We start from the raw sequence: 21,333 nt of genomic DNA, 5'->3' as shown, positions 1-21,333 counted from the left end.
TTTATATTGTTAAATTATTTTCCTTTTGAATTTCTATCCCTTTTTTTATAAGCTGTGTAATTAAAAAAAGTATAACTGCCATAAATAACCATACATCAGCTCCGTCAATATTTAACGATTGGAGATTAGCTGTAATAAGTCCTTTTTCTGTTAACCAGGTAATATACCTATAGCCTAAATGAGCAAAAAAACCTATCCCCAAAGCTAAAACAGCCTGCTTTGAAATAAAATTCTTTAATTCTATACCGAAAGGCTGAGAAATACTGATCTTTTTTTCGGCAAACAATTTTATAATTAAATAGAACATGATGGCTTTTAGTATCGCTACAATAATCACGACTACATCAATAACCAGAAAATATCCATGATCTAATCTGTAAACACTAGTTAAATACGCTGCACCATCCCAAAAATTCCGTACATCATGTGCATTGATAAACAAGGTAATAATTGTATTCACCAGCACTCCACCCGCTTCAACACATAGGCCAACAAAAATGATCCAACAAAGTATTTGTAATACTTTTAAAAGCTGATTGGTAGTTATTTTAATTTCCATAATTACATTTTTTTTAAAACGTTTGCTATGAGATTCAATTTATGAATCAATTAATTTAAGTCTATTACTATTTTATTTTAAATTGACAATGATTCACATTCATTAGATTTCGCAAACTATTGTGAATTTCAGTAAAGTCATATTTATTTAATTATTTATAATGCAAACATAAAAATTAAATTATTACAAATCAAAATATATTTATTGGTTGACAATAAATAATAGTCGAAATACAACTATAACCAGATGAGTTGATCAAAACATGTCAAAAACTTTATTGGAATGATTTTTGTTGTAAGTAAAAGTATAAAAAACGTGTGCAAACGGTAACATTTTCAGCATTTTATCCTTTTGGATTGCCGTACAATTTCGTAACTTTGCACACTTCAATAATTAAAGAGCACACAAAACGTATAAATGAGACAACTCAAGATAACGCAATCCATAACCAACCGTGAAAGTCAGTCGTTAGATAAATACTTACACGAAATTGGTAAAGTAGATTTAATAACAGCAGAAGAGGAAGTAATTTTAGCAAGGAAGATTCGTGAAGGCGATCAGGCTGCATTAGAGCGCTTAACTAAAACCAACTTGCGTTTTGTTGTGTCTGTTGCAAAACAATATCAAAATCAAGGTTTAACTTTAGGAGACTTAATTAATGAGGGTAACTTAGGTTTAATTAAAGCGGCAAAACGTTTTGATGAGACCAAAGGTTTCAAATTCATTTCATATGCCGTTTGGTGGATCCGTCAGTCTATCTTGCAGGCTATTGCCGAGCAAAGCCGTATTGTACGTTTGCCTTTAAACCAGGTAGGTTCGTTGAGTAAAATCAGCAAAGCTTTCTCTAAACTAGAGCAAGAATACGAACGTGAGCCTTCTCCTGAAGAATTAGCAGATATTTTAGAAACTACGGTTGATAAAATCTCTGATACATTAAGTAATTCTGGCCGTCACGTATCGATGGATGCACCTTTTGTTCAAGGTGAAGAAAATACATTACTGGATGTATTGGAAAACCATGAGCCAAATACAGATAGCTCATTAATCAATGAATCTTTATCGGAAGAAATTAAACGTTCTTTATCTACTTTAACTGAAAGAGAAAGAGAGATTATTGTTTTATTCTTCGGCTTGGGTTCTAACCATCCACTTTCTTTAGAGGAAATTGGTGAGAAATTTAATTTAACACGTGAGCGTGTTCGTCAGATTAAAGATAAAGCGCTACAACGTTTACGTCACACTTCAAGAAGTAAAATCTTAAAATCTTATTTAGGATAAGGAATTAGATTCAAACAGATACAAAAAGATCGGCAAACGCCGGTCTTTTTTTGCTTATAGATTTCTCCCCACCTGTACGGGCAGGCGCTACGGTCAAAATGACGATACCCTTGCCAATCTTTTTTGTTTACTACAACTAATTTTATCGTTATGATTTTATATCTTTAAATCATGTCGATTGCCTTACTCAAAAAATCCATCACTATATATAAACCCATCTTTTTATGGAATATACTCGTTAGTCTTTTAACCGTGGTATTCTTCATTTTAAACGGTTTCTCGCAATCTGGCATTTATTCTTTCGCCATATTCATCAAACTTATCGGCTGGTCATTCTCTGCCGGCATATACTTTATGTTTTATCAATCTACCGCCTACTTTTTCAAAAATCAAGGCATAGGCTTTAAAAAAATCATGGCAAACATGGTTTTATATGATTTAATCATCTTAATCGGAATCTTAATGATATCAACAATATGCAGGGACTTTTTATCGACAGTGTTAATCAATCTTTTGCAGATAGAGAAGTATTAAGCAGCGTTTATCTAAACTGCAATGTTGGAGAAGTAGTGGGCTTGTTAGGCAGAAATGGTTCAGGTAAATCTACACTGTTAAAAATTATTTTTGGAAGTATAAAAGCTAAATTTAAATACCTTAATATTAACAATAAGGTTTACAGTAAAGGCTACTTATCAAAAAACCTCTCTTACCTGCCGCAAGATAAGTTTATCCCGGATCAGATTAACGTTTTGCAGGCAATCAATATTTTCTGCAAGAAACACGCTACTGAATTGCACCGGATTGAATTTGTTGCTAAACATTTAAAATCAAAGTTTTATGATTTATCAGGCAGCGAGTGTAGATTTTTAGAATGCCTGCTCATGATTTACAGTGACGCTGATTATGTACTGCTCGATGAGCCATTTTCGCAACTCTCACCGTTGTTGGTTGACGAAATTAAAAGACATGTAAATTTAGCGAAAGTCTATAAAGGCTTTATTATTACCGATCATTATTACAAGTCTATTTTAGCTGTTTCTGACCGTATTGTATTGCTGCATAATAAGTGCAACTATACAATAAATAATGAAGATGACCTGGTGACGTATGGCTACCTTCCAGGCTTTACAGCATAAATTAAAAGACTACGCCATGCTGATCCGATGGATATAGGATTTATCCAGCATCTATCTTATCTTTCAATAACTCAAATTAAAAGATCCTGAAACAAGTTCAGGATGACGATCACACTAATCCAATGGGTGATGCTGAACCGATGGATATCAGATTTATCCAGCATCTATCTTATCTTTCAATAACTCAAATTAAAAGATCCTGAAACAAGTTCGGGATGATAAAAACACATTCAATGCATGATCTGATCAGATAGCTTCTTCCATCCTTTAAATAGAATAAAGATCCTGAAACAAGTTCAGGGTGGCGATCACACTAATCCAATGCGTGATGCTGAACCGATGGATATCAGATTTAGTTCCGCATCTGATACGCAAACTCAAGTTGAAAGATCCCAAACAAGTTAGGGATGATAAAACACATTCAATACATGATCTGATCAGATAGCTTCTTCCATCCTTAAAATAGAATAAAGACCCTGAAACAAGTTCAGGGTGACGATCATTCCGGATAACGATTTTTTAATGTTTAAAACAACAGGTGTTTAACGGTTAATCCGTTATTGATCAGTTGTTTTAATGAATCAATACCAATACGCAGATGCGTTTCTACATATTTTTCGGTTACAGAGCTGTCACTTTCTGCTGTTTTAACACCTTCAGGGATCATTGGTTGATCGGAAACTAAAAGTAATGCGCCAGCGGGAATTTTATTCGCAAAGGCCGTAGTAAAAATCGTTGCTGTTTCCATATCTACAGCCATTGCCCTTAAGGTTTTCAAGTACTTTTTAAATTCCTTGTCATGCTCCCAAACCCTGCGATTGGTGGTATAACAGGTCCCGGTCCAATAATCACGACCATGATCACGGATAGTTGTAGAAATTGCTTTCTGTAAGGCGAAAGCCGGCAAGGCAGGCACTTCTGCAGGCAGATAATCATTTGAGGTACCTTCTCCCCTAATGGCTGCAATTGGTAAAATTAAATCACCCAGTTGGTTTTTCTTTTTTAAACCACCACATTTACCCAAAAACAGTACTGCTTTAGGTTTAATGGCCGTTAGTAAATCCATCATGGTTGCTGCCAACGGACTTCCCATACCAAAGTTGATAATGGTGATGCCATTTGCAGTAACACTTTGCATAGGCTTATCCAAACCCATAATCGGCGCATTATCATTCCACTCCGAAAACATGCTCACATATTTACTGAAATTGGTTAACAGGATATAATCGCCGAATTGATCTAATGGTCTGCCCGTATAACGCGGCAACCAGTTTTTAACAATTTCATCTTTCGATTTTAATCCTGACTTAACAGGACTTTCTACCTCTTTTACTTTTTTCGATTTCTCTACAATTCCCTCGTCTTTTTTTACGTCTTTTTCTTCGTTCATAACAATTAGTTTAGCGCTATGCGCCATGCGCTAAGCGCATTACAAAAAATCCCTCCCGATGCTCGGGAAGGATTTGAATTTTTATGCGGCTTGCAGCTTTTTAAAGTCAGCCTTTTCAAACTTCTCAATCGCATAATCGAGGTTGATGTGCAATTCCCTGACATCCGTCTGTGTGGGTGTATCAAACATCGCATCCAACATGATCGCTTCGCAAATTGACCTTAAGCCCCTGGCACCAAGTTTATACTCCATTGCTTTATCCACAATAAAATCCAAAACTTCATCATCGAAAGCCAAATTTACATCTTCATAAGCAAAAAGCTTCACATACTGTTTAATCAATGAGTTTTTAGGCGCTGTTAAAATGTTTCTTAACGATGCTTTATCCAATGGATTTAAATGAGAAAGAACTGGTATACGACCAATCAATTCCGGAATTAATCCAAAAGATTTTAAATCCTGAGGGGTAATATACTTATAAAGATTTTTAAGATCTAAAACAACCTCATCTTTCTTTACTTTATAACCTACGGCCTGGGTACGTAAACGATTGGCAATTTTACGTTCAATACCATCGAATGCACCACCACAGATAAATAGAATATTATTGGTGTTTACCGGAATCATTTTCTGATCTGGATGTTTACGTCCGCCCTGAGGTGGAACGTTTACCACCGTACCTTCTAAAATTTTAAGCAAAGCCTGCTGAACACCTTCGCCTGACACATCACGTGTAATAGAAGGATTATCACTTTTACGCGCTACCTTATCTACCTCGTCAATATAAACAATACCGCGTTCGGCAGCAGTAACATCATAATCTGCAGCCTGGAGCAGTCGTGTTAAAATACTTTCAACGTCTTCACCAACATAACCTGCCTCAGTTAAAACTGTAGCATCGCAGATACAAAATGGCACATGCAAAATTTTAGCAATGGTTTTAGCCAGTAAGGTTTTTCCGGTACCTGTTTCGCCAACCAACATGATATTCGATTTCTCGATCTCAATCTCGTCTTTATCAACCTTTTGGTTTAAACGTTTATAGTGGTTGTAAACAGCAACAGATAATACTTTTTTTGCATCATCCTGACCAATAACATATTGATCCAGATGTTGTTTAATCTCAAGAGGCTTTAACAAGTTTATTGCCTCTTGAATATTTTTTGTGCCCTTAGTACCTAATTCCTGCGCAAGCAATTGATTGGCCTGGGTAACGCATTTATCGCAGATAAATGCATCCATACCTTCAATCAACATCAACGTTTCATGCTTGCCAGAATGGCAGAATGAGCAACGGGATTCTTTATTTTGTTTCGCCATCTTTTTTTGCGTTTCTCGATAACACTTCATCAACCATACCAAATCCTTTTGCCTCATCGGCTGTCATCCAGTAATCGCGGTCTGAAGCTTTCTCTACCCAATCATAAGTTTGGCCAGAGTGCTGTGAAATAATATCATATAATTCTTTTTTCAATTTCAACATCTCTCTTAAGTTGATCTCCATATCAGATGCCACACCTTGTGCGCCTCCTGATGGTTGGTGAATCATTACTCTGGAGTGAGGTAATGCAGCACGTTTACCTTTGGCACCAGCTACCAACAAAACAGCGCCCATTGATGCTGCCATACCGGTACAAATTGTAGCTACATCTGGCTGGATATATTGCATGGTATCATAAATACCTAAACCTGCATAAACTGAACCACCTGGCGAGTTAATGTAGATCTGAATATCTCTGTCAGCATCTGTTGATTGCAAAAACAACAACTGCGCCTGGATAATATTTGCATTCTGATCATAAATTGCATCACCTAAAAAGATAATACGGTCCATCATCAATCTTGAAAAAACATCCATTTGTGCTACATTCAGCTGGCGTTCTTCAATAATATATGGCGTCATGTTCTGAGGGTTCAGATTAGCCTGTGCAATAAATTTATCTACGTGTAAACCGCCAATTCCCTGATGTTTAACGGCAAATTTCCTGAATTCTTGTGAGTCTATGTTCATGATTATAGAGTTTGGCGTTTTGCGGTGAGAGTTAAACCCCTCCAAAAACGCTTGTTACTTTAATAAATATTTTCTGAAGTTGGTTAATTTCCGTGCCAATTTATCTAATTCTTCCAGATAATCATTCAACTCTGTGTCAGAAATATATTTTCTCCGCGCTAAAACTACTAAAATATTTGCATTCTCAAACGCAGAACGATGCGCAACATTCAGATAATGAGCAAATTCCTTATTTGAAACCGATCCAGAGCCTTCGGCAATATTGTTAGATATGCTAAGAGCAGCCCCATTGAGCTGCTCTGCAAATCTATATTTTTTATCAACTGACAATCGGTCAGCTATATCCAATAATTTATCAGTTAATACAATCGATAACTGCCAAACTTCGAGCGATTGAAATTTAAATTGAGCCATAAATAAATATAGTAACAGCACAATTATTTTCAAAACGTTTTAAGCATTATGGCAACGCTTGGCGCCATACGCCAGTCGCTTTTACTTTTTCTCCTCTAAAGCCACAAACTTATCGTAATCAATATCTTTTTGCTCTAACGTAACAACAGATTTAATTTGTTCAAAAGTTTTCAATGCTTTTACCTCTTCGAAAACACGGTTTGCATTTTCTTTTTCCTGTAAAAATTGAACTGCATACTGAGCCAATTGATCTTCAGGAAGTGGGCTTGGACTGTACATTCTGAACTGTGCATCTAATTTAGCTTTAGCCGCTTGTACTACATCCTCGTATTTAATTTCGATGCTGTTATCTTTAATGATTTTATTTTCGATTAAAGTCCATTTAAGATTTTTCGCAAAATCGTCATAACCTTCAGCTAATTCTTCGTCTGTTAATTTTTCGTTTGTAGCTTTTAACCAACGACGTAAAAATTCATCAGGCAATTCAAAAGTGTGTTTAGCTAAAAGTGCTTCATAAATATCGTTCGATAATTTACGCTCTGAATCCTGCTTAAACATACCTTCTACTTCTTCGGTAATTTTAGCTCTGAAACCTGCTTCGTCAGTTACGGTACCGTCACCAAATAATTTATCAAAAAACTCCTGGTTTAAGTCTGATTCTTCTAAACGGTTTACATTTTTAACATGAAGTTTGAAATTTGCTTTCAATTCAGCTGCTTCTTCTTCCGGAATGTTTAAAGCTTTAGCAATTACAGCAGCATCTTCAAACGCTTTTTGGATATCGATGGTTACTTCATCGTCTTTCTTTACACCAATTAGCGATTTAAGGATTTTTTTATCTTTAATCTGATCTAAACGAACACTGGCAGTACTGGTAATACCACCTTCAACAGCAGAACCATCTTCAGTTACCTGTGTTAACTCAGCATAAAGCACATCTCCATCAGCAGAAACTTCAGGATTAGTCATTTTACCGTAGCTGCGACGGATATTTTTGATACGGGTTTCTAATGTTTCCTGATCAGCTTTGATTACGTATTCTGTAAATTTATCTTTAGATGAAAGATTTACGTCAAAAGCCGGTGCTAAACCTAACTCGTAGTCAAACTCAAAATCATCTGTATTATCCCATTTAAATTCGCGCTCATCATCTGTTTTAGGAAGTGGTTGACCTAAAATTTCTAATTTTTGCTCAGCAATATAGTTAGATAGGGTATCATTTAACAAATTGTTTACCTCTTCTACCAAGATACTTTTGCCATACATTTTTTTAATGTGGGCAGCAGGAACCATTCCTTTACGGAAACCAGGTAATTGTGCTTTTTTAGCTTGATCTTTAATGGCTTTCTCTACTTTTCCAGTGTAATCAGCAGGGGCAATCTTGATTTTTACAACAGCATTTAAGTTGCCGGTTTTTTCCTGTGTAATATTCATTTTTTCTGAGATATGAGTATTCAGATGTGCGATTAGATTTGAGTGTCGAGATATGAGATTTGAGACAAACAGCACATATCGCTTCAATTAAAACAGCACATCAATTTTTATTAATCAATGTTTTTAAAAACAAAACCGTTCCGATGTTTAAATCGGAACGGCCTTTATCTTGTTGTGCGGAAGAAGGGACTCGAACCCCCACGCCGTGAAGCGCCAGATCCTAAGTCTGGTGCGGCTACCAATTACGCCACTTCCGCAGTTAGGATGTTGTAAGGACTGCAAAGATAGAAACAAGATTGGATAATCAAAAGGTATTGACCATATTTTGGCTATTATTATTTAAAACAATTGCTAACTCATTAATTTTTAAGGAGAAAATTTTACGAGTAGAAGCATTTTCCAGCCGATAGGAAAATAACTTTTTAATTTTGACCTAAATATTGGTGTCCCACCAACCACCTTTCACATACATGGAATATCAGCGTTCCTACGGAACGAAACGCCAATTTTGCAATTGGCTACCAAGGAGTCGTCCCTCTGGGACGGAAAGGAAGTATTATTTATCCTCCAGCATATCAAGGCAGGAGTAAAACATCAATGACTAGTGATAAAAAGAATGCACACAGATATAAATTCTGTGTTTATCTGCCTGCATCTGTGGTTAAAAACAGCTAAGGTAATACTGATTACAAAAACTGATGTGCTCTGAAATAAAAAAACCGTTCTGATTTTTAAATCGGAACGGTTGAACTTATGGTGCGGAAGAAGGGACTCGAACCCCCACGCCGTGAAGCGCCAGATCCTAAGTCTGGTGCGGCTACCAATTACGCCACTTCCGCAGTTAGGATGTTTTAAGGATTGCAAAGATAGGAACTAAATTGAAAAATCAAATTTTATGACTTATAAAAATTTGATTTAGATGATCTGTGAGACACAGCCCGTGTGGTGGAGAAAAAAATCGTCATTGTAAGATGAGCCTGTATCAGAAATGATTTTGGAGATTTTTGGCAGAATAATATTTTGAAATGGCGTCATTCCCGTGAAAACGGGAATCTTAATGCGATAGAACGGCAACCAAATAAGTCCATGCCAAAGCATTAAGATGCCCAGTCAAGCTGAGCATGACGACCATCGCCAAATTTAATTCTCTTGCTATTACTGAATCTGTTATTTCGAGACAGGCTTGGCTTCATCCAATCAAAAATTGGCTTCGCAATGACGACTTCTTTTGTCATGCGATCTCACCTAAAGCTTTACCGATGTTACATCAACCAGTTCCGGACCGCCATCAACTGGATAACCTGCAACCTTTTTCCCTTTAATCGTAACCTTTTTATCTACATACGTATCAAGATTTATGGTTTCACTTTTTAAGGCATATGTTTTATTGTCTGCTTTTAATAAATGAGTTCCATATTGGAAAGTGGTCATCCCTAACTTTTCAATTGTTCCGCTTGCAGTCAGCGTACCGGTTTTTTCTGCATTTTTCATTGAGCTGCAGCCAGAAACTGCCGCTACAAATAAGGCCAACACTACTATTTTTTTCATCAGATTATGTTTTATTGTTAATCAGACATCAAGGCTATTTAAAAATGATGTTTTGTAACATGATAACGGATTAACTTAAAGATATGCTACAATTATCAAAAATTTCCGCTTAAAGGTTCACAATCTGCTTTTGGAACTCAAAGAAATACTGAACTGCTTTGACCAAACGACTTCCATACCAGCTAAACATTTCGCCGTCAACCAAACTGATTTTAGCATGTGGAATTGCGGCCTTGATTTCTGCTATATGTTTTTCTCTAAAAGGATAAGGTTCTGATGAAAGTAGAATCAGTTCGCAATTTAAAGTTTTCAGTTCCTCGAGTGTTATTTCCGGGTAGCGTTCCTGATTGATCATGTTAGTCATACCGTTGGTTAGCAAAACATCATTAATAAATGTATTTTTTCCGGCCGCCATATAAGGCTTTCGCCAGATGAGATAGGCGACCTTTTTATCAATTTTGTTTTGAAGCGCAAGTGTTCTGAGGTCATTAAATCCAGCTGATATTAAGTGGTTGAGATAACTGGCTTCTGGCTGGCGGTTTACCAGCTCCCCTATCTGCCCGATTGTTTTCATGGCATCATCCAAAGTAAAGATATCACTCATCCATACCGGAAAATATTCAGCTAATTCTTCTATATCGCTTTGCGTATTTTCTTCTTTATTGCCAATAATAAGATCAGGCTTTAAATCTTTAATTAAATCAATATTCAGTTTTTTTGTTCCGCCTACTTTGATACGTGCAGCAAACTTTTCTATCGGATGAATGCAAAATTTAGTTAAACCGATAATTTCTGCGTCAAGACCCAGATCAAACAGCAGCTCGGTCTGCGAAGGAACAACAGAAATGATCCGTTTGGGTGGAAAATTAATGACAATTTCCCTGCCCATTTGATCGGTAAACGTTTTTTGCATAACGCAAAGGTAATTAACCACAGCTAAAAAGGATTAATACCTGTGCAAATAATGTTAAGCTACAACCGCCATATCTTCCTTTATAAGCCCATCGGCAATGTGTAATATACGGCTGCCATATTGTGCATTCTTTTCTGAATGGGTAACCTGGATAATGGTAATCCCCTCTTCTTCATTGAGTTTTTTAAACAGGCTCATAATTTCTTCGGCCTGGGCCGACTGCAGATTTCCCGTTGGCTCATCAGCCAAAATAATAGAAGGCTGTGCTGCTAAAGCCCTGGCGATGCCCACCAACTGCTGCTGACCGCCTGATAATTGATTCGGGAACAGATCTTTTTTAGCCACCATGTTAAAACGGTCTAACAGATCGGCAATTCTACTGGCGCGCTCGGCGCTGCCCACTTTTTTATACAAAAGCGGTGCTTCGATGTTTTCGTAAACCGTCATTTCATCAATTAAGTGGTAGGCCTGAAACACAAAACCAATGTGGTTACGATATAATTCTATCCTTTTGCGCTCGTTCAAATTGGTTACATCTTCTCCCAGAAAATTATAAATACCATAAGTCGGTTCTTCCAGCATACCAATAATATTAAGCAAGGTCGATTTTCCGGCACCTGAAGGTCCCATAATGGAGACAAATTCGCCCTGGTTGATGGTCGTGGTGACTAAGCGCAACACATAATTTTTAACACCCTTATTGGCGTAGTACTTTTCGATATTGGTGAGTTGTATCATGTTTAAGGTTTAGGGTATGAGATTTAAGGTGTAGGGTTAGCGATAAGTTAGAAAGTTACGCTATACGCCAGTATTATTCATATTTAAGTGCATTTACCGGATCAGTTACAGCGGCTTTCCTTGCCTGTATGCTTACCGTAAGTACGGCGATAATCAGAGAAATCAACGTAGCAGTAACAAAAGGTACCAAAGGCATTTCTATGCGATAAGCAAAGCCCTCGAGCCACTTTTTTATAATAATATATGCGATAGGCCAACTGACTAAGTTTGCTATGATAACCAGGATTAAAAATGATTTATTGAGCAGGCTTACAATCTGGATGTTTGATGCACCAAGTACTTTTCTTACCGCAATCTCCCTGGTTTTCCGCTTAGCAACAAATGTAGACAGGGCAAATAAACCAAGTAATGAAAGGGAAACAGAAACCAGGCTGAACAGGATAATCATATTCATAAATCGCCTGTTCTCTTCCAGGCTTTTTGAAAAAGCATCTTCAAGGGAAGTGTACGCCATTGGGAAGTTCGGATACATCATTTTCCATTCCTTTTCAATTTTGCTGATGATCTCTTTATATTGAGCTGTATTGAAACGTACCAGTAAATTGTTAGTATTGGAAGTCCCGCCAAGTTTAGTCACCTTATAAACCGTCGGCAACACCGTTTTGTCAAAACCTTCGTTATGGTAGTTTTTAATAATACCTACCACCTGAAAAATATTGTTTTTGCCTTGCCAATCGGTTTTTTGGTAGGTCTGCCCGATAAGATTTTTTCCAAATAAATTTGCCGCTGCCTCATTTAAGACCACAGTATTAACGGTATCGCGTTTATATTCTTTTGAAAAAATCCTGCCTTGCAATACTTTCACACCAAGCGCAGGCAATGCATCCATTGTAACAGTTACGGTATTTAATTTTATGGGCTTCCCCTGGTATTGAATTTCTTCAGGCACATTAAAACTATTTCCCAATACCTGGGTAGTCGTCGCGACATATTGAACCCCGGGAATTTTTTTCAGCCTCTCGGCAAATTTATCTTCATAACCGGTTTCTATATTGATTAGATTTCCTCTTTCAAAGCCTAAATCTTTATTGCTCATAAACCTGGACTGCATTTCCATTACACCTATGGATATAATGAAAGTTACGGAAATGACGAACTGAAAAACAACCAACACATTCCGAAGTGCTATACCACGCAAACCATTTTCATAATTCCCTTTTAACACAGCTACAGGATTATAGTTAGATAAAATCCAGGCCGGGTATAAACCAGCAAGTAATGTTACCAAGATAAACAGGCCTAATAGCTGAGCAATCAGGACAAATAATTCGGCATTGTGCCAAAAACTTAAGGTCACATTAAACTGCTGGTTGAAAGTGGGTAATACCATTTCGATTAAAACGATACAGAGGAAAAGTGAAATCAGGCTCTGCAACCCGGATTCGATTAGAAATTGAGCGGTCAACTGCCTTTTGTAAGAACCAAGTACTTTCTTAACGCCTACTTCCTTGGCCCGCTGAACAGACTGTGCCGTGGCCAGGTTGATGAAGTTAATGATGGAAACCAGGAGCAAAAATGCCGATATGGCCATTACTGGTTTCAACTTTTCGAACCAGCTAAGGGTATACGGCGGATTGGAATGCACATTTTCTAACGGGATAACTTTTAAGCCAGGTACTTTTTCAGGTTTGTGGATATCTTCATCATCCTGTTTCTGCCCTTTTAATAAGTTTTTCTTGAAATCAACATATAATTTCTGCAGCGTCTGGTTTAACACCAATGTATCGCTGGCTTTGTTAAGTTTTGCATACATTTGACAGTAATTATTATTTGTCGGTTCATCTGGATCTTTATCTTTATTTCCAGTTCGCACAATAGCGCTAAAACCGACACTTTGCGGCGATTTGGGTTCACTTACTATACCAGTAACGGTTAATAAATTGCCCTTGTCATCCCTCCAGCGTATCATTCTGATTGTTTTACCCAAAGCTCTTGTGGTACCGAAAAGCTTTAAGGCCAGGTCTTCCTTCAGAACGATAGTATTCTTATTTTCAAGCGCTTTATCAGCACTGCCCTGCACGAACTGATAGTCGAAAACCTTAAAGAAACTGCTATCTGAATCTTTTATGTTGTTAACCATTACCGGATCGGCGTTGTCCGTTTTAACCGAGTAGCCACTGCCAAAATCCCAGTCGTTATCTACTTTGGTTACTGCAACTGCCTGTGGTAATTTGGTTCTGATCAGATTCGCAATGCGGCTATTCGAAACTTCATTCCAGTGCTCCATATTATCAGGAGTAAAAAAATCGTGTTTTTCCCTTATTTGATAGACATTTTTTAACTCCGGAGACCATTTATCATAACTTTCTTCATGATTGATATACAAAATCATGAGTACAAAAGCAGTTAGGCCAAGTGCCAGTCCGACAATATTAATGGCGGCATAAACCTTGTTTTTCCAAAGGTTGCGCCAGGCTATTTTGAGGTTAAGTTTAAACATTGTTTTAAGGTTTAGGGCAAAGCGTTTGGAGGTTAGCGAGAATTTATCGCCTGGCGCCAAACGCTAACCGCATTTCGTTATTCATATTTAAGTGCATCAACAGCATTAGCTTTAGCTACTTTAAAAGTTTGCATGCTTACGGTAACAAGTGCAATTAGTACCGACGTGAAAAGCGCCAGCAAAAAAGGCCATGGGTTTATTGAAATTTTATAATCATATTTTTCGAGCCATTTAGCCACAAGAATATAGGCAATGGGGATAGCGATCACATTAGAAATGACTACCAGTTTCATAAAATCCTTGTTCAAAAGAACCAGGATATCAGAAAGATTGGCGCCTAATACTTTACGGATACTGATTTCTTTGCTACGCTGTTCAGCAGTATACAAAGCCAGGCCAAGCAGACCCAGGCAGGATATAAAAATTGCAAAACTGCCAAACAGGTTAGAAAGCACACTGAGTAATTTTTCGCTCTGGAGTTTTTCGGCCATTCCCTGACTAATCATTTTTACTTCCACCGGATAAGCAGGGTTTAACCGAGTGCTTACCGATTTGATCGCTTCAACCGAAGTACTTAATGATTGGGCGGGACTTAATTTCAGTAATAAAACCCGACTGGTTTTGATGTTGTAATAGTAAACGGTGGGCTGTATTTTTGACGCGAGCGACTCATTCGAATAATCCTGCACCACCCCTATCACTTTAAGCGGCGGATTATCCCCCCAATGAATTACGGTACCTACCGGATTTTTTAAGCCCATGGCTTTAACAGCTGTTTGGTTGAGCAAAAGCGAGGTAGCAGTATCTGCAGGAAACCTGGGGTCCAAATCCCTGCCAGCTACAATTTTCACGCCTGTAGTTTTGGCGAAATCGAAACCGGTGCTTCTATAATGAATGATAGAAACATCGTTTTTTGGCTTGCCTGGCCAGGAAATGTCACTGGTAATAGAGCCGCCACCGGTAAAAGAACCGGCGTATTCGGTAGCGGCCATAATGGCTCCTGACCGTTGTAATTCATTTTTAAACAATGCCAGTTTTTCTGGCTTAGTCCATTCGCCTTCCAGATCGATCTGAGCCAGTGCAGTTTGATCGAAACCTAACGGCTTATTTTTGAGGTGCTGGATCTGGCTGTAAATTACAATGGCAGAAATAATCATACAAATGGAAAGACTAAATTGTAGCACCACCAATGTTTTACGGATAGATAGAGAGCCCGTTGAACTTTTAAAACCTTTAAGCACTTTTACCGGAATAAAAGAAGAAAGGTAAAATGCCGGGTAGCTTCCGGCAAGCAAGCCTGTAATCAATATCATCGATAGCAACAGCACCCAAAATGGGTAAGAACTGTAATCAATCTTAATGGAAATATTAAGCAGGTTATTAAAATAGGGCAATGAAAGTTCGAGTGTGATGAAAGCAATGGCCATAGCTATAACTGACAATAATAGCGATTCGATCATAAACTGCCCCATAATGGTGTTTCGGGTAGAGCCCAAAGCTTTGCGCACACCAACCTCCCTGGCCCGTTTTTCTGATTTGGCAGTAGAGAGGTTCATGTAATTGATGCAGGCAATAAATAATACGCAAATAGCCAGAAAAACGAATAACCGTAATTGATCTATTTTACCTCCAGCCGATTTCCCATTCTCAAAATGATCGTATAAATGGAATTTAGCTAAAGGAAAAAGAAAAAGCTGGTAAGTCATCTCTTTCAGATCAGATTCTTTATTAACAATAAAGTTTTTAATGGCTGCGTTAGTTGCTGTAAAATCGGCATTATCTTTTAGCTGTAATAAAGTTAAACAGGTAATAGCGCCCCATCCATATCCTTTCTCGGCCGGGTTCTCCTGCTCATAAAATGCCCATGGCTGCAGCACATCAAACCTGATGGTCTGGTTTTTAGGGAGGTCTTCAATTACTGCACTTACCTTCAAACTAACTTTATTATCGTAAGTAATAAGCTGGCCCAGCGGATTTTGATTGCCAAACAACTTTTTAGCTGTAGAGGCATTGATCAACACATTATTCGGTTCAGCCAGTGCTGTTTCTGGATTACCATAAATAAATTTCTGACCAAGTATTTGCAGAAAGCTGGGATCCGCACTCAATGCTTCCAGTTTAAAATGATTCTGATCATGACTAAAAAGCCTGAAGTTACCAGGCATACTGATGCGTGCAGCATTTTTAATCCCTGGCAGTTCTATCATGGCAGCATTGGCCAATTTATTCGGCACCGCCATGGTTGTAGCCAGTTTGCCGTTATATTTTAGGTTTAAAGTTGCGAAATAAACCTTATCTGCATTTTTATACTGTTTATCGAAACTCCATTCGTAATTTACATATAGCAACAACATTAAGCAACAAGCCATACCAATGGCTAGGCCGCCAACATTAATTAATGTAAAGCCTTTGTGTTTCCAGAGGTTGCGTAAAGCGATTTTTAGATTTAATTTGAACATATTTTTGAGGTTGAGGGTAAAAAGGTTGAGGGTTGAGGATTGGGCGTTTAAACCTTCCACCTTATTACCTTGTACCTTTCCACCTTATATTATTCGTATTTTAATGCATCAACAGGGTTAGCCTTAGCCGTTTTGTAAGCCTGAAAGCTCACCGTAATTAATGCCATCATCAAAGTTCCAAATCCGGCCAGCGGCATAATCCACCACGATATTTCGGTATGAAATTCGAATTTAATCAGCCATTTATTCATTAAAAAATAACTTAAAGGAATAGCAATAATCATGGATACCACAATCATTTTCATGAAAGAGAGCGACAACAACTGCATCAGATTGAACAGTGAAGCACCCAATACTTTGCGCACGCCAAATTCTTTTGTTCGTTGCTCGGCACTATAAGTAACCAGTCCAAACAATCCTAAACACGAAACGAAAATGGCCAGTCCGCCAAAAAGGTTAGATAAGATACCCAAAGTTTTTTCGGCATTGTACTTTTCAGCATATACATTATTTAAAAAATTAATTTCTAAAGGGTAAGCCGGGTTTAAAGCCTTTGTAATCCTGCTGATGGTTTCTATATTACTTTGAAGGCTGTTACTTTCATTCAGGCGCATCGTGATATTTCCGGTTTGTTTCTGATCAAAAAATACCACCATAGGGTTATTCGATTTATATGGCGAATCCCAAACATAATCATCGAAAACACCTATAATGTTAAATTTATCACCAAAAATGGTAATTGTTTTCCCCACCGGGTTTTTATAACCAAAAATTTTAACAGCAGAGGCACTTACCATCACCGCACTGGTATCTGAAGCAAAGTTTTCTGAAAAATCTCTTCCATCGGTTAATTTGATGCCATTTGTTTTGATAAAATCGTAAGTGGTAATTACCCGGTTGAACAATTGGTTGTTTGTGGCTTTTAACATTCCTTCCCATGCGATACCCGAAAAATTGCGGCCATGATGCGATAAACTTACGGACGATTGAAACATTGATGTAACTGCTCCGGATTTTAACAACTCCGACCGCAGCAAATCATATTTTGTTTTTAGTTCGCCATCTTGCGGCATTTCTACCAGGGCGTTTACATCAAAACCTACAGGCCTGTTTTTAATGTACTGGATCTGTTTGTAAATCACCAATGTGGAAATAATAAGAATAATGGCAAAACAAAACTGTCCGACCACCAAAACCTGTCTTAAACTCACCGAAAAAAAACCTTTTGATTTAATTTTTCTCTTTAACGTTTGGATTGGGTTAAAAGAGGAAAGATAAAATGCCGGATAACTCCCTGCAATTAGACCTGTTACGATTACGATACCTAAAATACCAAACCAACTGCTGCTGTTAAAATAAGATATATCCAATTTTATGCTTAGTAGGTTGTTAAAGGTGGGTAAAAAGAGCTCGAGAAGGGCGATGGAGAAAACAACTGCAATAAAAGTGAGCATCATCGATTCAGTTAAGAACTGTATAATCAGCGAAGACCTGTTGGCACCAATGGTTTTTTTGATGCCCACCTCTTTTGCACGCTTTTCTGATTTGGCTGTAGCCATGTTCATAAAATTGATACAGGCAATCAATAAGATGCCAAAGGCCAGGCCTACAAATAAATAAATCTGCTCTATTGCACCGCCCACACTTTTGCCATCATCAAACTGGCCGTATAAATGTAATTTTGCCAATGGAAACAATACCTGCGATTGTTGATTATCAGTATTATTTTTTTTCTCTATCTGCGCTATTTTCTGATTCACCAAATCTAAATTTGCGCCATTTTTTAACATTATAAGTGTAATAAAGCTGTAATTGCTCCAGTTAAGGTCTTTGGCACTTTCGTCGACCGTTTCATATAAACTCCAAGGCATTAAATAATCAAATTTGTTTGAGCTGTTATCCGGCTGATCTTTAATTACTCCTGTAATGTTCAGGTCAAACTGATCTTTGAAACGCACAATTTTATTCAGCACATCGGTCGTCCCGAATAATAGTTTAGCAGTTGATTCGGTCACAATAACCGAATTTGGAGAATTTAAGGCGGTGTTGGGATTGCCCTGAATAAATTGATAATCATACATTTTAAGGATGTCCGGCTCAGCAAATTTAGATTTACACTTAAAGGCATTTTGGCCGTTGGCAATTAAATTTTTGCCGCCGTAATCCATTCTGGCTACGTACTTCAGTTTGGGCAGGCCCTGCTTAATTGCAGGACCGAAAGCGGTGGTAGAACCTTCGAAAGTCACTGCAGTTTTACCGTTGTCGCCAAAAATATTAGTCATGGTGGTAAAAACGTTAGCTGATTCTTTTCCTTGCTTATCAAAGTTCCATTCATAGGTAACATACAGGAGCAACATTAAACAGGCAGCAAGGCCAATAGCTAAACCAATTACGTTGATAAAGGAAGAAGTTTTATTCTTCCAAAGGTTCCGCAACGCGATTTTTAGATTTAATTTGAACATATTTTTGAGGTTGAGGGTAAAAAGGTTGAGGGTTGAGGGATTGGGCGTTTAAACCTTCCACCTTATTACCTTGTACCTTTCCACCTTGTATTATTCATATTTTAAAGCATCAACAGGATTTGCTTTGACAGCTTTTCTAGCTTGAATGCTCACGGTAATTACCGTTAATAAAATGGTTATTAAAGCGCTGCTTATAAATGGTAAAATTGGCAGATCAATTCTGTAGGCGAAGGTTTCAAGCCACCTTTTTGTGATGACATATGCTAAAGGCCAAGAGATTACATTAGCTATGAGCACCATTATAAAAAATGAACTATTAATTAAACTGAAAATCTGAATATCGCTGGCACCTAAAATTTTGCGCACTGCGATCTCTTTGATACGTCCATTGGTGATGTATTTTGCGAAGGCAAACAAGCCCAGAACAGCAATAAAAATGGTGAGTAAAGCTGCTCCAAAAAACACCGACTGTAATTGCTCTTGTTTTTTGAAAAGCTTGCCATAAAGATCATCTAAAAATTCGTACCTGAAATCTTCCCCATCTTTCGGGTTTATCTGAAGCCATTGCGCTTTCAAAGCAGCTAGCGCGGAAGACATTTTGTTACCCTCAATTTTTACCATTATTTGCGTTTTATAATTGCCGCAAGGGTTTTTAATCGAGTAAATGGTTGGCTTAACGGCACTTTCAAATCCCTGAGCCTTAAAATCTTTAACTACACCAACAATTTTGTAATCAATATTACAGCCTCTGATTGTTTTACCAACAGGGTTTTTCATGCCATATTTAGCAACTGTACTTTCATTTACCACGGCACCATTCGTCGTATCAGCAGGGAATGACTTTGAGAAAAAACGCCCCTCTTTTAATTTGATATCCAGCGTTTCAAAGTAATCAAAATCTACATCTATAAAATCCAGGCTGGATTTTACACCTTCGAAAGTGTAACCATTAGCTCCACCTTCTGCACCGTCCGGAATATCTGTGGCTACGGTGGCCGATTTTATTCCAGGAATTTTTAGAATTTTATCTCTAACGGGAGCGAATGTTTCTGGCTTATTAAACATGCTGATGTTCTTAATGTACACAACCTGATTTGCCGTAAAACCTAAATCCTCACTTCGCATATATTTAAGCTGTGAGTTAATAATAAACAAACCAATAATAAAAATTACGGCGATACTGAACTGAAAAACCAATAATCCATTTCTCAACCAGGAACTTTGTTTACTTGTAGAAAAATTACCCTTTAGTACCAACGCTGGCTTAAAACCGGATAATACTAAAGCCGGATAAGTGCCGGCAATTAAGGTAATCACACATAAAATCAAGGGTAATTGCCAACATAGATCATTTTCAGTAGTCCAGATGGATAAATTAACTTGAAAAAGATTGTTGAAGTATGGTAATGACAGCTCAGCCAGCGTTAGACCTAAAATTGTAGCTACAAAACACTGAATAAATATTTCAACAAGAAATTGAGCGGTTAACTGAAAACGGTAAGCACCCATTACTTTTTTGATACCGACTTCTTTGGCTCTTTTGGTTGCTTGTGCTATGCTTAGATTAGTGAAATTAATACAAGCGATTACCAGAATTAAAATTCCCAGTATTGAAAGGGCTATTAATATTTTGTAGGGCGCATCATTACCTGCTTTCGGTCTTAAATGCAAATTGGCCAGTGGATCTAAAAACGTGGAAACACCTTTTATTTCGGCTATTGTTTTTTGGTCTGTTTCACCTTTCAATAATTCTTTTCGGTATAAGTCTGTAATTTTCTGTTCTAGGTTTGCAACATCAGTTCCTGGTTTTACCTGGATGTAGGTCGTGTAATTGTTATATCCATAATTTTCGCCCTTGCCTATTTCATTGCCGATTGAAATGCCGTCGAAAGTAATATTTGAATGCAAATTGTTGGTAATTGAACCATTAATTTTACTGGTAATGCCTGAATTGCTTGCGCCCATGCCCACTATTTCCGGTTTGTTATCCGTTTTGTCTGGAAAGAGTGCTCTCATATTTTCCTTACTCAGGTAAGAAAGCCTTTCAACATTTCCTGGAGGTTTTTCCAAACCACCTGTAGGTTTTAGATCGAGAATTTTAGCGGCATTGTAATCAGCCTGCATAAAGTTTTTGGCAAATAACGTGTTCTTGCCATTCTTCATGGAAAATTCAAAAAAACCACGTTTGGTAATTCCCGCATTTTCTACCTCCGGTAAATGCTGTTTTATTGCTTTTGCAAAAGGCGGTGAAGTATAGTTCGTTTTAAAATCAGGTTCAATCCGTCCAACCACATAAATGTTATTGTAATTTGGATTAGTTTTATCGAAACTGGTTTCGTAAGTAAAATAAAGTATCACCAAAATAAATGCAGCCAAAGCGATCGCTAATCCACCAACGTTAATTGAAGTGATGCCTCTATTTCGCCACAGGTTCCGCAATGCGATTTTTAAGTTTAATCTGAACATATTTTTTAGGTTTGAAGGTTGAAAG

General features: G+C 37.6%; 15 protein-coding genes and 2 tRNA genes. 2 read left to right on the top strand and 15 right to left on the bottom strand.

Going from position 1 to position 21,333, the window contains the following annotated elements; genetic code table 11:
- Nucleotide 1 precedes the first annotated feature (1 nt).
- Nucleotides 2-559, bottom strand: coding sequence for a hypothetical protein (locus BLR60_RS11290; RefSeq protein ID WP_090499793.1), 558 nt, complete (start codon nucleotides 557-559; stop codon nucleotides 2-4).
- A 417-nt stretch (nucleotides 560-976) separates the two neighbouring features.
- On the opposite strand from BLR60_RS11290, the gene BLR60_RS11285 reads away from it, so the two are divergent.
- Nucleotides 977-1,837 (top strand): sigma-70 family RNA polymerase sigma factor, encoded by an 861-nt coding sequence (locus BLR60_RS11285; protein WP_010601359.1) that lies wholly within the window; start codon nucleotides 977-979, stop codon nucleotides 1,835-1,837.
- 476 nt (nucleotides 1,838-2,313) lie between these two features.
- Nucleotides 2,314-2,973, top strand: a complete 660-nt coding sequence (locus BLR60_RS11280) for an ATP-binding cassette domain-containing protein (protein ID WP_090499791.1) — start codon at nucleotides 2,314-2,316, stop codon at nucleotides 2,971-2,973.
- 526 nt (nucleotides 2,974-3,499) lie between these two features.
- Here the strand turns inward: BLR60_RS11280 and BLR60_RS11275 are convergent.
- From BLR60_RS11275 to BLR60_RS11210, 14 genes are all read right to left on the bottom strand, one after another.
- On the bottom strand, nucleotides 3,500-4,363 hold the full coding sequence (locus BLR60_RS11275; RefSeq protein ID WP_208600624.1) for an AMP nucleosidase: 864 nt from the start codon (nucleotides 4,361-4,363) through the stop codon (nucleotides 3,500-3,502).
- Nucleotides 4,364-4,444: 81 nt separating this feature from the next.
- Complete coding sequence (gene clpX / locus BLR60_RS11270; RefSeq protein WP_090499789.1) at nucleotides 4,445-5,683, bottom strand: ATP-dependent Clp protease ATP-binding subunit ClpX; 1,239 nt, start codon at nucleotides 5,681-5,683, stop codon at nucleotides 4,445-4,447.
- Nucleotides 5,667-6,374, bottom strand: a complete 708-nt coding sequence (gene clpP / locus BLR60_RS11265) for an ATP-dependent Clp endopeptidase proteolytic subunit ClpP (protein ID WP_090499788.1) — start codon at nucleotides 6,372-6,374, stop codon at nucleotides 5,667-5,669. Before clpP ends, clpX begins: the two co-directional genes overlap by 17 nt.
- A gap of 54 nt (nucleotides 6,375-6,428) precedes the next feature.
- Nucleotides 6,429-6,788: a four helix bundle protein gene (locus tag BLR60_RS11260; RefSeq protein ID WP_090499786.1), complete on the bottom strand. Its 360-nt coding sequence runs from the start codon at nucleotides 6,786-6,788 to the stop codon at nucleotides 6,429-6,431.
- A gap of 81 nt (nucleotides 6,789-6,869) precedes the next feature.
- Nucleotides 6,870-8,222, bottom strand: a complete 1,353-nt coding sequence (tig, locus tag BLR60_RS11255; RefSeq protein ID WP_090499784.1) for a trigger factor — start codon at nucleotides 8,220-8,222, stop codon at nucleotides 6,870-6,872.
- A 175-nt stretch (nucleotides 8,223-8,397) separates the two neighbouring features.
- Nucleotides 8,398-8,479: transfer RNA gene (locus tag BLR60_RS11250), tRNA-Leu, on the bottom strand.
- A gap of 497 nt (nucleotides 8,480-8,976) precedes the next feature.
- Nucleotides 8,977-9,061 (bottom strand) — tRNA-Leu (locus BLR60_RS11245).
- 406 nt (nucleotides 9,062-9,467) lie between these two features.
- Entirely contained in the window at nucleotides 9,468-9,770 is a 303-nt protein-coding gene (locus tag BLR60_RS11240) for a lipoprotein (RefSeq protein ID WP_090499782.1), read from the bottom strand.
- Between the two features lie 109 nt (nucleotides 9,771-9,879).
- The gene (locus BLR60_RS11235; RefSeq protein ID WP_090499781.1) at nucleotides 9,880-10,683 is read right to left on the bottom strand and encodes a helical backbone metal receptor; all 804 of its coding nucleotides are present in this window, start codon (nucleotides 10,681-10,683) and stop codon (nucleotides 9,880-9,882) included.
- A 54-nt stretch (nucleotides 10,684-10,737) separates the two neighbouring features.
- Nucleotides 10,738-11,421, bottom strand: a complete 684-nt coding sequence (locus BLR60_RS11230; RefSeq protein ID WP_090499779.1) for an ABC transporter ATP-binding protein — start codon at nucleotides 11,419-11,421, stop codon at nucleotides 10,738-10,740.
- 73 nt (nucleotides 11,422-11,494) lie between these two features.
- Complete coding sequence (locus BLR60_RS11225) at nucleotides 11,495-13,921, bottom strand: ABC transporter permease (protein ID WP_090499776.1); 2,427 nt, start codon at nucleotides 13,919-13,921, stop codon at nucleotides 11,495-11,497.
- A 77-nt stretch (nucleotides 13,922-13,998) separates the two neighbouring features.
- The gene (locus BLR60_RS11220; RefSeq protein ID WP_090499774.1) at nucleotides 13,999-16,380 is read right to left on the bottom strand and encodes an ABC transporter permease; all 2,382 of its coding nucleotides are present in this window, start codon (nucleotides 16,378-16,380) and stop codon (nucleotides 13,999-14,001) included.
- Nucleotides 16,381-16,469: 89 nt separating this feature from the next.
- Nucleotides 16,470-18,842, bottom strand: a complete 2,373-nt coding sequence (locus BLR60_RS11215; RefSeq protein ID WP_090499771.1) for an ABC transporter permease — start codon at nucleotides 18,840-18,842, stop codon at nucleotides 16,470-16,472.
- Between the two features lie 90 nt (nucleotides 18,843-18,932).
- The gene (locus BLR60_RS11210) at nucleotides 18,933-21,308 is read right to left on the bottom strand and encodes an ABC transporter permease (RefSeq protein ID WP_090499769.1); all 2,376 of its coding nucleotides are present in this window, start codon (nucleotides 21,306-21,308) and stop codon (nucleotides 18,933-18,935) included.
- Nucleotides 21,309-21,333: the final 25 nt, after the last annotated feature.

Origin of the sequence: Pedobacter terrae, assembly GCF_900100705.1 — a bacterium.
GTDB lineage: Bacteria > Bacteroidota > Bacteroidia > Sphingobacteriales > Sphingobacteriaceae > Pedobacter > Pedobacter terrae.
Note: the sequence above shows the minus strand (reverse complement) of the source record. Positions and strands in the feature narration are given on the sequence as shown.